Annotated in this window: 13 protein-coding genes, 2 tRNA genes and 1 other RNA gene; 8 read left to right on the forward strand and 8 right to left on the reverse strand. The window is 52.6% G+C overall.

Annotated features, from left to right (window positions below; genetic code table 11):
- Window positions 1–3: 3 nt before the first annotated feature.
- The 4 genes from WG891_RS10970 to rssA all read right to left on the reverse strand — a co-directional run bounded on the left by WG891_RS10970 (window position 4) and on the right by rssA (window position 4550).
- Window positions 4–1347, reverse strand: coding sequence for a UDP-glucose dehydrogenase family protein (locus tag WG891_RS10970; protein ID WP_337262346.1), 1344 nt, complete (start codon window positions 1345–1347; stop codon window positions 4–6).
- Between the two features lie 43 nt (window positions 1348–1390).
- Entirely contained in the window at window positions 1391–2308 is a 918-nt protein-coding gene (galU, locus tag WG891_RS10975; protein WP_337262345.1) for a UTP--glucose-1-phosphate uridylyltransferase GalU, read from the reverse strand.
- Window positions 2309–2513: 205 nt separating this feature from the next.
- Entirely contained in the window at window positions 2514–3527 is a 1014-nt protein-coding gene (rssB, locus tag WG891_RS10980; RefSeq protein ID WP_337262446.1) for a two-component system response regulator RssB, read from the reverse strand.
- Window positions 3528–3632: 105 nt separating this feature from the next.
- Window positions 3633–4550 (reverse strand): patatin-like phospholipase RssA, encoded by a 918-nt coding sequence (gene rssA / locus WG891_RS10985; protein WP_337262344.1) that lies wholly within the window; start codon window positions 4548–4550, stop codon window positions 3633–3635.
- 304 nt (window positions 4551–4854) lie between these two features.
- Here rssA and WG891_RS10990 point away from each other — a divergent pair, with 304 nt between their 5' ends.
- The 8 genes from WG891_RS10990 (at window position 4855) to WG891_RS11020 (ending at window position 8852) form a co-directional block, all read left to right on the forward strand.
- Window positions 4855–5316 carry a YchJ family protein gene (locus tag WG891_RS10990; RefSeq protein WP_337262343.1) on the forward strand — a complete coding sequence of 154 codons (462 nt, stop codon included), beginning with the start codon at window positions 4855–4857 and terminating at the stop codon, window positions 5314–5316.
- A gap of 60 nt (window positions 5317–5376) precedes the next feature.
- Window positions 5377–6225, forward strand: coding sequence for a formyltetrahydrofolate deformylase (gene purU, locus WG891_RS10995; protein ID WP_076940241.1), 849 nt, complete (start codon window positions 5377–5379; stop codon window positions 6223–6225).
- Between the two features lie 158 nt (window positions 6226–6383).
- Window positions 6384–6468 (forward strand) — tRNA-Tyr (locus tag WG891_RS11000).
- A gap of 142 nt (window positions 6469–6610) precedes the next feature.
- Window positions 6611–6695, forward strand: a tRNA-Tyr gene (locus tag WG891_RS11005).
- A gap of 46 nt (window positions 6696–6741) precedes the next feature.
- A non-coding RNA gene (locus tag WG891_RS27035) (RtT sRNA) lies at window positions 6742–6841 on the forward strand.
- A 92-nt stretch (window positions 6842–6933) separates the two neighbouring features.
- Window positions 6934–7506, forward strand: coding sequence for a TIGR00730 family Rossman fold protein (locus WG891_RS11010; protein ID WP_337262342.1), 573 nt, complete (start codon window positions 6934–6936; stop codon window positions 7504–7506).
- Window positions 7507–7606: 100 nt separating this feature from the next.
- Window positions 7607–8413, forward strand: a complete 807-nt coding sequence (gene xthA / locus WG891_RS11015; protein WP_337262341.1) for an exodeoxyribonuclease III — start codon at window positions 7607–7609, stop codon at window positions 8411–8413.
- A gap of 43 nt (window positions 8414–8456) precedes the next feature.
- Window positions 8457–8852, forward strand: coding sequence for a pyrimidine (deoxy)nucleoside triphosphate diphosphatase (locus WG891_RS11020; RefSeq protein WP_337262340.1), 396 nt, complete (start codon window positions 8457–8459; stop codon window positions 8850–8852).
- Window positions 8853–8898: 46 nt separating this feature from the next.
- Here the strand turns inward: WG891_RS11020 and WG891_RS11025 are convergent, their stop codons facing one another.
- The 4 genes from WG891_RS11025 to WG891_RS11040 form a co-directional block, all read right to left on the reverse strand.
- A complete protein-coding gene (locus WG891_RS11025) occupies window positions 8899–10809 on the reverse strand; it encodes a DNA topoisomerase III (RefSeq protein WP_337262339.1) in 1911 nt (636 codons plus the stop codon).
- Entirely contained in the window at window positions 10809–11918 is a 1110-nt protein-coding gene (mnmH, locus tag WG891_RS11030; RefSeq protein WP_443006107.1) for a tRNA 2-selenouridine(34) synthase MnmH, read from the reverse strand. The genes WG891_RS11025 and mnmH overlap by 1 nt, the downstream gene beginning before the upstream one ends.
- Window positions 11919–11926: 8 nt before the next feature.
- Window positions 11927–12970, reverse strand: a complete 1044-nt coding sequence (gene selD, locus WG891_RS11035) for a selenide, water dikinase SelD (RefSeq protein ID WP_337262337.1) — start codon at window positions 12968–12970, stop codon at window positions 11927–11929.
- A gap of 168 nt (window positions 12971–13138) precedes the next feature.
- The gene (locus tag WG891_RS11040; RefSeq protein ID WP_337262336.1) at window positions 13139–13690 is read right to left on the reverse strand and encodes an NAD(P)H nitroreductase; all 552 of its coding nucleotides are present in this window, start codon (window positions 13688–13690) and stop codon (window positions 13139–13141) included.
- Window positions 13691–13809 lie beyond the last annotated feature (119 nt).

Below are 13809 nucleotides of genomic sequence, written 5' to 3' on the forward strand. Positions count from 1 at the left end.
CTCTTAAATAACCGGCTGAATCGATGCGCCGCGACCAATACCATAATAAGTAAAACCGCGCGCCTGCAAGCGTTCTGGATCAAACAGGTTACGCCCATCAAAAATTACTGGCTGCTTCAGCGCCTTTTTCATCACGTCAAAGTCTGGCGCACGGAAATTCTGCCATTCGGTGCAGATAACCAAGGCGTCGGCGTCCTGCAATGCCGCCTCTTTGGTCCCCATCAACTTCAAATCAGCACGCTGGCCATAGATACGCTGTGCTTCGGTCATCGCCTCGGGATCGTAGGCCTGCACAGAGGCGCCTAATTCCCACAGGGTTTCCATCAGCACTCGGCTGGATGCCTCACGCATATCATCAGTATTGGGTTTAAAGGCTAAGCCCCAGAGAGCAAAAGTTTTCCCTTTCACATCATGACCAAAGTGACGCTTGATAAACTCCGTCAGTTTATATTTCTGCTGAGAGTTTACCTGCTCTACCGCCTGCAATATCTTCGGCTGATAGCCAATATGTTCTGCCGTGCGAATAAGCGCCTGAACATCTTTTGGGAAACAGGAGCCACCGTAGCCGCAGCCAGGATAAATAAAGTGATAACCGATGCGGGAATCAGAACCGATACCTTGGCGTACTTTCTCGATATCAGCGCCCAGCATTTCTGCCAGATTGGAGATTTCGTTCATAAAGCTGATTTTAGTGGCCAGCATACAGTTAGCCGCGTACTTGGTCAGCTCTGCACTGCGGATATCCATCAGAATCATGCGATCGTGATTGCGGTTAAACGGCTCATACAATTCACGCAGGGGTTCGATAACATCTTTGTTATCGGTGCCAAGAACAATACGCTCAGGACGCATGCAGTCAGCCACCGCCGCCCCTTCTTTGAGAAACTCCGGGTTGGAAACCACGTCAAACGCAATGGAACTGCCGCGTTTACGCAGCGTCTCGGTCATTACTTCACGCACTTTATCTGCAGTGCCTACCGGCACGGTAGATTTATCAATCACAACTTTAGGATCGGTCATATATTCTGCAATGGTGCGCGCCACCGCCGTCACATATTTAAGATCGGCAGAACCGTCTTCATCGGGGGGCGTCCCTACGGCAATAAACTGAATAGCACCGTGGGCCACGCCGGCTTTAGCATCCGTGGTAAAGTGCAGGCGCCCGGCCTCGTAATTCTGTTGCACCAATGGCGTCAAACCAGGCTCAAAAATAGGAATATTTCCCTTCTTGAGGTTCTCCACTTTCTTTTCGTCTACATCGATACACATGACATCGTGGCCAACTTCAGCCAGCACCGCAGCCTGTACCAGGCCAACATAACCAATACCGAAAACTGTTACTTTCATTGGAAAATCCTAGTTTTTCAAATTAAGACCATAAGCTATAAAATTATTTCTGTGCGCTCTTCACCAAGTGTTTCAGCCACAGTGAAAATTCTTGCCCCAAGCTAGCATGACGCAGACCGTATTCAACAAAAGCCTGCATATAGCCTAATTTATTACCACAGTCATGACTCACGCCTTTCAGGTGATAGGCTTCCACAGGTTGTTTCTGCATCAGCATATCAATCGCATCGGTGAGCTGAATTTCATCACCGGCTCCCGGTGGGGTCTTAGCCAGCAGTGCCCAGATATCGGCGGAAAGCACATAACGCCCTACAATTGCCAAGTCAGATGGCGCCTCATCGGGTGATGGTTTTTCAACCACGCTGACCATGGGCGCGCTTTCACCGGGCCGCAGCGTCACTCCTCGGCAATCGACCACGCCATAGTTACCGACATCTTTATGCGGCACCGGTTCAACCATAATCTGGCTGATGCCGGTTTGTTCAAAGCGCTGCAGCATTTCACGCAGGTTGTCTTTTTTCAGATCGGCACTGTATTCATCAATAATGACGTCTGGCAGCACAACGGCGACCGGTTCATTCCCCACCAAGGGATATGCACACATGATCGCATGACCAAGCCCTTTGGCAACGCCTTGACGCACCTGCATCAAGGTGACATTTTTCGGGCAAATAGATTGAATCTCATCCAGTAGTTGGCGTTTCACTCGTTTTTCCAACATCGCTTCGAGCTCAAAACTGGTGTCAAAATGATTTTCAATAGAATTCTTAGAGGAATGGCTAACCAAAACAATCTCATTGATTCCTGCGGCAATACACTCATTCACCACATACTGAATCAATGGCTTGTCAACCAGCGGTAGCATCTCTTTCGGAATGGCTTTCGTTGCTGGCAACATCCGCGTGCCTAATCCTGCTACGGGGATAACCGCTTTTCTGACTTTACGATCTAAAGCAGGCATTATTTCCTCTCCATAATACGAGCTCAAATTATGAACTTAATCTGCTATACAAAAAAACCCACGAAGTATACCAGCTTAAACCTACCGAGCATTACACCAACGACAAATAGTGTGCATTTAAGACAATTACCTAACAGCGAAATTCTGACGTTAAATAGACGTTTTGAATAGCAGAATGTGGCAGGATAAAGGGGTCATTGATGTCTTATTCAGCACTCAGCATCAAACGTAATCGACCACCACTGCCCCATACCTGGCACTGCCAGGCCTCACAACGTTGGCTGATCTGATTCATATACGTCGCCCCCAGCGTCCCTAAAGGTATGCCCGTACTTAGCTGGATTTGATTATCGCCGGTATTTACGCTGGCATGCAAACCGGCCGAAACAAGGATCAGATTTTTATATTCGGCGTGATAATAACCAACCAACAGTGGAAATTGCCCTTCCAGCTTCCCTTGACGCAATAATTGATTAACTTGCTTTAACAATGCTGACATTTGCGGCAGACGATGCTGCTGATTTGCTAAATGATCCTGCAATAACCCATTGAATAATGCACGTAGCAACAAAGCGGCCAATACCCCATTATCACCGGCACGCGTTACATCCAGACAATAAAAAGCCAGATCCTTATCTGATAAGGCGGCAATATCCAACACTAATCCGGGGCTTTCAGCCGTCGTTAACTGGCGATAATTAATACGACAATGAGCAATTGTCTGCTGCACTGGCGGCTGTAATTGCTTAAGCAACCTCACCGCCTCGGAAGGATTTTTGCTCAACGCATCCCAATCTTTGAACAGTTCAACTTCTTCAATGGCCTGAGACGTAAACATATTGGGGTATAAGCACTCCAGTATTGCCTCACGCAAACGGTTCAGATCGGTAAGCGGTTTTAACAGCACATCCTGCACGCCCAGGCGCAATACCTTGGCAATATCCGTCATTTTATCGGTCGCCGAGATCACCAGCACGGGGATTTGTATGCCTTGCAAACGCAGATGTTCAACAAACTCAATACCGTTCATTTCCGGCATAGCCAGATCGCACAGGATTAAATCAGGGTTCACTTCTTCAACCGCACTCAGCGCCAGCAAACCATTGACTGCCTCACTGGTTTGCGCGCCCAACGATTTCAGATAGCCAACAAGCACCGAACGAAACACCTGTTCGTCCTCAACAACTAAGATGCGCTTGTTTGTCAGTGGTAATACCATCGGCCGAGCCTCTTCCCTTTTCATGATGTAATAGTGGCTCATAATGGTCACTTACGCCTGCCGAAAGTCTCCCTAACAGCATCATTCCACTCTAAGAACCGGTAATTATTTATTTTTTATCAATGGTGCCAAGATATCTATCTGTTTTTCGACCGCCAGTCTGCCAGCTTCAATCGCCTCGCTCGCACGATGAAAATCCAACGTGGATATCTGCGGGCAGTACGGTTGTATCAAGACATCAGGGGGATCGCTGGCCATGCGATTGCGTTTTACCCGGTTTTCCAGCATCTGGATCGAGGTACTCATGATCTCCATCGCGGTCGGTGTAAAGCTGGGTTTCTTCAGCATCACTTTGTTGATGCGATCTCGCAGACGCCCGCGCCAGTTATCTATTACGGCATTGTTTACCTCTTCACTGGTAGCGTCTTCACTTGTGTTGTGCACTGAGAATAAATCCTGCTGCATCAGATGCGCATCATGTTGTAAATCCACCGCAATCACAATATCTGCCCCCATCGCACGGGTCAGTGAAATGGGTACCGGGTTCACTAATGCACCATCCACCAGCCAATACCCCTCAAACCATACAGGAGCCAACAACCCCGGCATACTGCACGAAGCACGAATTGCCTGTTGGATATCCCCTTTGGTCATCCACAGTTCACGCCCGGTGCTGAGATTGGTCGTGACAGCGCCAAATTTGAGTGCGCAATCGGCGAAATCATCAACTTTCAATAGTTGACCAACCGCATTGAAGACGCGTTCGCCACGTAATAAGCCACCACGCTGCCAGGTAAGATCCATCAGCCGGATCACGTCCCAATAGCTGAATGAACGCACCCAGTGCTCCATCGCAGGCAGCCGGTGACAAGCAAGCGCTGCACCGACCAGCGCACCCACCGAACAACCGGCAACGATATCAATTTCAATTCCTCGTTTTCGCAGCGCATTGATCACCCCAATATGCGCCCAGCCTTTTGCGGCCCCTGCACCTAATGCCAGCCCGATTTTGATTTTCCGCATTATCTGCCATCCTGTGCTTGGTGAATTCATTCACCCTTGATCGTAGGGTACATTGTCACTGAAGAATAATGTTAGGTAACATATGCGCTATACCCAAAATAATTCGAGCGGCAAACCGGTCAAAGACCGATTTGAACAACGCTGGCCCGTAGGGTGAGCCTCCATGAGGTTCATAATCCCCAGAAGCTCGCTCAAGTAAGTGACTCGGGTGAACGCGCAAATGCAACTTGAAGTATGAAAGGTATAAATTTATTTTAGCTTTGGCTCTGATACACCTCTGAGCCAACCACCTTGAGGCACTCTTGTGACTGAATTATGCCCTTGTGGCAGCGGGCTGGCGTATAGCCTTTGTTGCGAGCCGTTGATTTATGGCAACCAGCACGCCTCTACCCCTGGCAAACTGATGCGTTCACGCTATACCGCCTATGTAAAGCATTGCGCAGATTATCTGATTGCTACCTGGCACCCAGACTGCCGGGCAGAAGAGTCACGTGGCGCGATCGTCGGCAGTTTCGCGCATACCGAATGGCTTGGCCTGACGGTGGTGAACGAACAAGCTGGCAGCAACGCCGACGAAGGCTATGTCGAGTTCGTGGCCCGTTTCGCCGATGACGCAGCTAAGCCTAGTGCGATACATGAACGTTCACGCTTTCTTCGCCTTGGGCAACGCTGGTACTATATCGACGGAATCAACCCCCAACCGGGTCGAAATGCCACTTGCCCCTGCGGTTCAGGCAAAAAATATAAAAAGTGCTGCGGGCAATGAGCCTGCGAGTTAAAAGCCTACTGGGATAGGCTCTAAGTATCAGACAGGATCCACATACCCATGCCACACCAAAATGTACAAAGAAAAATTCTACGCACCATCTGCCCCGATGCCAAAGGGCTGATCGCCAAGATCACCAACATCTGTTACAAGCATGAACTGAATATCGTGCAGAACAATGAATTTGTGGATCACCTGACCGGCCGCTTCTTTATGCGTACCGAACTGGAGGGGATTTTCAACGATGCCACGCTGCTGGCGGATCTGGACGGTGCATTACCCCAAGGTTCGGTGCGCGAGTTACACAGCGCGGGCCGCCGGCGCATCGTGGTGCTGGTCACCAAAGAGGCCCACTGCCTGGGCGATCTGCTGATGAAAAGCGCTTATGGTGGTTTAGATGTTGAAATCGCCGCCGTTATTGGTAACCACGCCACCTTACAGACGTTGGTAGAGCGCTTCGATATTCCTTTCCATCTGGTGAGCCACGAAGGCCTGACGCGCGAACAGCACGATCAGAAAATGGCGGCGCAGATCGATCAGTACTTGCCTGACTACGTCGTGCTGGCCAAGTATATGCGCGTTCTAACGCCGGAATTCGTGCAACGTTACCCGAATCAGGTGATTAATATTCACCATTCGTTCCTGCCCGCCTTTATCGGCGCACGCCCTTACCACCAGGCGTATGAGCGTGGCGTGAAGATTATCGGTGCCACGGCACACTACGTGAACGACAGCCTGGATGAAGGCCCGATCATCATGCAGGATGTCATTCATGTCGATCACACCTATTCGGCAGAAGATATGATGCGTGCCGGGCGCGATGTAGAGAAAAACGTGCTCAGCCGTGCTTTATATCGTGTGCTGGCGCAACGGGTATTCGTGTATGGCAACCGCACGGTGATCCTGTAGTTGTGCAAGAAAGCGGTGTCTTTCGTTCACGGAAACACCGCCAAGAATAAAAAAACGGCAAACAATTCATTTTCTGCATTTCAATGCTTTACACGAGCGCTTCATCTGATATGATGCGCCCCGCTTACCGAGACAGGCATTCGTTAAGCAAGGCCAGTGGTGGGGTTCCCGAGCGGCCAAAGGGAGCAGACTGTAAATCTGCCGTCACAGACTTCGAAGGTTCGAATCCTTCCCCCACCACCATCTTTCTTCTATCGCCGGGAGTGCCGTGAAAAGCGGAGTCTTATCGAATATTGAGGGAAAGATGACAAATCTCGAGCGCGGCGCGGTAATCCTTAGCGTGAAGCACTCAAAAAATTCAGCAGGCTTTTTAATCAATACCCCTGGTGGGGTTCCCGAGCGGCCAAAGGGAGCAGACTGTAAATCTGCCGTCACAGACTTCGAAGGTTCGAATCCTTCCCCCACCACCATCCTTGTATAATCCCCCCAAAGTCACAATCAACTCCGTATACCCATATTTCTTCGCACAGGGGAAGGATGAGAAGCTTCGACCAAGGTTCGAGTCGAGCGCAGCGAGACAACGCGCTTTAGCGCGGTCATCCTTCCCACTCAGCGCTTAAGTCGCTCCAACCAATGAATCCCCTACTTGAACTCCCGCTCACAATTCGTTATACCACTGGCTTCTTTGAAAGCGGTAAGGAACTGTGTATGCGTAACAATATCTGCGTTTTTTGTGGTGCCAGCGAAGGGATTGACCCGGCCTATGCTGAAAATGCGCGTATTCTGGGGCAGGTGATCGCTACTCAGGGGCGGCGTCTAGTCTATGGTGGCGGTAAAAAAGGGCTGATGGGCATTGTCGCCGACGCGGTACTCGAAGCTGGCGGCGAAGTTGTCGGCGTCATCCCCGAACGTTTAGTGGAAGCAGAAACGGCGCATCGTGGTTTAACCAAGCTGGAAGTGGTGCCTGATATGCATACCCGCAAAGCGCGGATGGCCGAGCTGGCTGACGGATTTATTGCTCTGCCCGGCGGTATTGGTACCTTGGAAGAACTGTTCGAAATCTGGACCTGGGGGCAGATCGGCTATCACAACAAGCCGGTCGGGTTGCTGAATGTAAATGATTTTTACCGTCCATTGAGTGGTTTTTTGCAGCAGGTGGCCGATCAGGGCTTCATGCGCCAGGATTACCTCAACACCCTGCACATCAGTCATTCAGCACAAACTCTGTTACAACAGCTTGACGATTACCAAGCCAAAAATTACGACCGTTGGGCAAAATAACACCCCCAGCCAGCGGCCCTCTGCCGCTGGTCCGCGTTACCTTTCCGGCCAAACTCTGCTACTATCTGAACACATTTTTCTGATAAAAACGGCATCGCTCATGAAGTTTGTCTCTTTTAATATCAATGGACTGCGTGCTCGTCCACATCAACTGGCCGCCATTATTGATCAACATCAGCCGGATGTGATCGGCCTACAGGAAACAAAAGTTCACGACGATATGTTTCCGCTGGAAGAGGTAAGCCAGCATGGTTATCACGTGTTCTACCATGGGCAAAAAGGCCACTACGGTGTTGCCCTGCTGACCAAAGAGAAACCGCTTGCCGTGCGTCGTGGTTTTCCAACTGACGAAGACGATGCCCAACGCCGGATTATCATGGCCGATCTGGCAACTCCGCAGGGAACGCTGACGGTGATTAATGGCTATTTCCCACAAGGAGAGAGCCGCGACCACCCGGTCAAATTCCCGGCCAAAACCCGTTTCTATCAGGATCTGCAAAATTACTTGGAGCAGCAGCTTTCTGCGGAATCCCCGGTATTGATCATGGGTGATATGAACATCAGCCCCAGTGATTTTGATATCGGCATCGGCGAAGATAGCCGCAAACGTTGGTTGCGTACCGGCAAATGTTCTTTCCTGCCTGAAGAGCGTGAATGGATGGAACGCCTGTTGGACTGGGGGTTGGTGGATACCTATCGCCACGCCAACCCGGAGCGCAACGACGAATTCTCATGGTTTGATTACCGTTCGCGCGGCTTCGATGAAAACCGTGGGCTGCGTATCGATCTGTTACTGGCCAGCACGCCTCTGGCCGCACGCTGCAAGGCGACGGGTATTGACTATCAGATCCGCGGGATGGAAAAACCTTCCGACCATGCGCCGGTCTGGGCCGAGTTTTCACTGTAATTCCCTGCCCCGTGGTGATAACGGGGCCTTACCGATCATTCATATGAAAATCATCGACGTTGTCGCCGCCATTATGGAAAAAGACGGCAGAATTTTACTCGCCCAGCGCGATAGCAGTAGCGATCAGGCCGGTTTGTGGGAGTTCCCCGGTGGCAAGGTTGAAGCGCATGAGAGCCAGCCACAGGCTCTGGCTCGTGAACTGCACGAAGAGTTGGGCATTGTGGCCTGCGTAGGAAATTACCTTGCCAGCACGCAGTGGCAGCAAGGCGAAAGAATCATCCGTTTGCATGCCTGGCAGATCGAGACATTCAGCGGTGAATTGCAACAGCGCTGCCATTCGGCACTGGCCTGGGTAACGCCGCGGCAAGCACGTGATTACCCCCTCGCCCCGGCGGATATCCCTCTGCTGGAAAGCTATATTGCTACCTTACCCAACTGAGCCAATGGCTGCATGATGATGCAGCTTTGTACTGAGCTAACCCGCACTACGCCTTGGGAGCACTTTTTTTACGTTTTTTCGCCCCTGCGGCAGGCGGAGGTGGTAAACCGCGAAACGCCATGCTGGCCCGGCTTTGTTTGGCCTGATAAATCAGCTCCTGCAGGGTGCCTTCCAGCGGCTGCATAAAGTCCTGATAACGGCAGGATTTCTCGCTGATTTGCGTCAGGGTAGCCTCCCACTGCGCCGTCATATCAGGCCGCGCAGCCAGATCCGGCAGGGAATGAATCAACGCCCGCCCGGTTTCACTGGAATGGATATAGCGCCCTTTCTTGTAGAGAAACGCCCGCTTGAACAATAGCTCGATAATGCCCGCACGCGTTGCTTCCGTGCCTAAACCATCGGTGGCACGCAGAATTTTCTTTAATGCTTTGTCTTGCACAAAACGCGCAATCCCGGTCATGGCAGAAAGCAGGCTGGCATCGGTGAATGGCCGCGGCGGCTGCGTCTGGCGTTCCACCACTTCACCCCGCTCACACAGCAGTTCGTCATCCTTGGCGACCACCGGCAAGGGCGCGCCTTCATTTTCCTCATCACGCTCTTTACTGCCCAGCAGGGTACGCCACCCGGCTTCAGCCAGAAAACGCGCCTTGGCGATAAACTTTCCACCGGCGATATCCAGTTCAATGACGCATTTGCGGAACATCGCATCCGGGCAGAACTGCATCAGATATTGACGGGCCACCAGACCATAGACGCTCAGTTCGTCTTGGCTCAGGTTGGCTTTGCTGGCACGGGCCGTCGGGATGATCGCATGGTGTGCATCCACCTTTTTATCATCCCAGCAGCGGTTACGGCGTTCACTGTCGATCACCGGTTGCGGGTAAAGGTCTGGCTGATGCACGCTGATGGCGTTCAGCACCGCATGGCGCCCGGCGAAATGCTCTTCTGGCAGGTAGCGGCAGTCGGAGCGCGGGTAAGTAATTAACTTATGGGTTTCATACAGCCGCTGGCAGATATCCAGCACCTGCTGGGCACTGAGGTTAAAACGCTTCGCTGCCTCGATTTGCAGCGTGGAAAGGGAAAACGGCAACGGGGCGGTATCTGATTCCCGTTTATCATTATAAGAGGTCACCCGCGCAGGCTGGCCCTCAATACGCTTGACCACGTGCTCGGCCAGCGGGCGATGCAGCAAACGCCCCTCTTCATCCTGATAAGGCTCACAGGAGTCGCTCGGTTGCCACAGTGCAACAAAACGCTCCTCTTTCGGCGTAACGATATGCGCTTTCACTTCAAAGAAATCTTTAGGCACGAAGTTTTCAATCTCTTCGTCACGCCGCACCACTAGCCCTAACACCGGCGTTTGCACCCGTCCAACCGATAGCACCCCGTCATAGCCCGCATTGCGCCCCAACAGCGTGTAGGCTCGGGTCATATTGATGCCATACAGCCAGTCGGCACGAGCACGCGCCAGCGCGGAAACACACAGCGGAATAAAGTCGCGGTTATCGCGCAGGCGTTCGATAGCCCGCTCCACCGCCTGCGGGTTGAGATCGTTGATCAGGCAGCGGCGCACGCTCTGGCGCTTTTCTGGCGTTAACGCCAGGTAATCCAGCACTTCATCAACCAGCAATTGCCCTTCACGATCCGGGTCACCGGCATGGACCACTTCATCGGCTTCCGTTAACAGCCTTTTTATCGCATTTAACTGCTTGCTGACCGAAGGACGCGGCTGCAGCAGCCACTTCTGGGGAATAATCGGCAGATCCGCCAGCGACCAGCGCGCATAACGGCTGTCGTACGCATCCGGCTGCGCCTGCTCTAATAGATGGCCAACGCACCAGGTCACCACATCGTTGTTGCCGCAGGCAATAAATCCATCCCCCCGGCGGTGGGGTTTAGGTAACACATCGGCAATGGCGCGCGCCAAACTCGGTTTTTCGGCAATAAACAGTCGCATTATTCACCGTTATTCTGGCTGTACGTCATCAGGAATTCTCTAACTTCTGCATAGTTACCACGGAAGATCATCCGTTGGGTCTTCTTCTCTAACTGATAGCGATACATTGGATCGTAATAGTGCTGTAACAACGGCACCAGCCATTGCTGGTGAGCATCGCTATTGCCCTGGGTCCGCTGCAACCGCAACGCCTGATCCAACCATTGCGTCAATTGCTGGAAACGCTCCAACCCCAAACGGCGGCGAATCGCGAACAAACCGTGGTGCAGATACTCGACGTATTTTTGCCAACCTTCCTGCTCACCGTAGGCGTGTTCAAAAGCCAAACGCATCTGCTCGATGTATTCCGCCTGCAGGCGGGCCAGACGAACCTCAAACGGATCGTCGATCACCACTAAGGGCGCCTGTTGCATGCCGTTGAACAATGCCAATGGTAAATTATTGGAGCCGATGATCCGGCTTTCATCTTCCAGCACCCAGTGGCGGCAGCCTGCATGCTGCTTTTTCAACATCCGTACGGCCAAGTGGTTCTCAAAATCAATCTGCGTATGTTGTTCCACCAGCGTGCGGCCAAAAGACGATCCGCGATGACGGGCGACACCTTCCAAGTCAATGCCTGCCATCAGCTCATTGATCAACAACGTTTTGCCACTGCCGGTATTCCCACCTACGATCACCATCGGCAGCGCAGCGCAGGACTCCAGAGTCTCCAGCAGGAAGGTACGCAGTGCCTTGTAGCCACCGCTGACTCGCGGATAGTCTACCCCGGCCTCGCGTAACCACTGCTGCACCAGTTGCGAACGCAACCCACCACGGAAGCAATAAATATACCCCTGTGGTTGCCGGGCACATTCGGCGATCCAGGCTTGAGTACGTTGCTCCCGCAAGGAGCCATTAACCAGACGATGCCCAAGAGCAATCGCCGCCTGCTGGCCGTGTTGCTTGTAACAGGTTCCCACCGCCTGTCGTTCATTGTCGTTCATCAACGGCAGGTTAATGGCCGTTGGAAATGCCCCCTGCTGAAACTCGATGGGCGCACGCACATCAATCAGTGGCACATCTTGCAGAAAAATGCGCCGATAGTCGTCGGTATCCTGCCGAGTCTGCATGGCTAACACTACACAACCTCAATCAGCGGTTTGCCCGGCTGGGCGGCGTGCAATTCACCGATGGCCTTCAGCGTGATGCCGTGGCGCGCAGCAATCGCCTGCACCTCGGCCTCAGCTTCCGGCTGCACGGCCAGCAGTAAACCGCCGGAGGTCTGCGGATCGCACAATAACTGGCGCTGCAAATCGCTCATGGTGCCTATCAGGTGACCATAGCTGTCGAAGTTACGGCCGGTACCACCCGGGACGCAGCCCTCGCTGATGTAGCGTTCGATATCGGGCAGTTTCGGCACCTGATCAAACCACACTGTCGCCTGTAACTCAGAACCCTGGCACATTTCGCTGAGATGCCCCAGTAAGCCAAACCCCGTCACATCGGTCATTGCCGTCACACCGGCCACGTCGGCAAAGTCTGCGCCAGGCTTGTTCAACTGGCACATCACCTGCGTCGCCAGCCCTTCGTGCTCTGGCCGCAGTTTGCTTTTCTTCTCTGCCGTTGTCAGCACGCCAATCCCCAGTGGCTTGGTCAGAAACAGTTTCGTCCCTGCCTGTGCAGCGCTGTTTTTCTTCACCCGCTCAGTGCTGACGATACCGGTCACCGCCAGGCCGAAAATCGGCTCAGGTGCGTCGATCGAATGGCCGCCAGCCAGGGCGATTCCTGCCTGCTGGCAGGCATAACGCCCGCCGTCTATCACCTGCTGCGCCACTTCCGCAGGCAGCGTCGCAATCGGCCAGCCCAGGATGGCAATCGCCATAATCGGCTTACCGCCCATGGCATAGACATCGCTGATGGCGTTAGTGGCCGCGATACGGCCAAAATCAAACGGGTTATCGACGATCGGCATGAAGAAATCCGTGGTACTGATAATGCCAACACCATTACCGATGTCATACACCGCCGCATCATCACGGGTTTCGTTGCCCACCAGTAAACGCGGATCAACAAACTTTTCCTGTTCGCTATGCAGTATCGTTTCGAGAACTTTCGGCGAGATTTTGCAGCCGCAGCCAGCCCCGTGGCTGTACTGGGTTAAACGAATGACCGGCGATGTCATAGTCCACTCCCTTTGGGTAATAAGCTTCAGAATATCACAATGGGGTATAGGGTAACGCTTGCCGAGGGGATTGGTAAGAGCAGGCTGGCATTATGCGTATAGCCTGCTCAGAAACAGTACAAAATTGCGGGATATCGCGCACTTTCTGCCAATAGCCCGCAGGCAGGATCAGAAATAGCTGACGAAAGGCGTGCTGTCTGGAGGCACCACTTTGGTGGAGGCTTTCAACTGTGGGGTACCGAGATAAAGGAAACCGACGATCTCATCCTGTTCACGGCAGGCAAAGGCCTCACGCACCAGCGGATGTTCCGTCCAGGCACCGGTACGCCAGATGCCATTGAACCCTTGTGCCAATGCCGCCATCTGCATCGCCTGCACGGCACAACCGGCAGAAATCACCTGTTCCCAACGGGGGACTTTCGGATTTTCGCTGCAATGCGCCACCACGGTAATGATCAGCGGTGCGCGGAACGGGGCCTGCCTGGCTTTTTCAACGGCGGCTTCATCGAGCTCATCATGCTTTGCCGCCGCCTGTAACAAGGTGCTGAAACGCTCCAAACCCTGATTTTCGATCAGCACAAAACGCCACGGCTGCAATGCGCCATGATCGGGAGCGCGTAACCCGGCATTGATAATATTCTGACGCGCTTCACCGCTTGGCGCAGGAGCAGCCAAACGTGATGCCGAACGGCGATTCAGTAAAAGATCCAGTGCATCCATTGTAATCTCCTGATAACAATTTTCATTCGGATCACGTTAACATAGCTCCACAGTGAGTTACAGCCTCTGCAATACTGTCTATAGCTTACGATTTAAAGCTGACATTTCTTCGGCCGCTC

It is taken from the genome of Serratia sp. MMO-28, assembly GCF_037199905.1.
In the GTDB taxonomy this organism is placed as follows: domain Bacteria; phylum Pseudomonadota; class Gammaproteobacteria; order Enterobacterales; family Enterobacteriaceae; genus Chania; species Chania oryzae.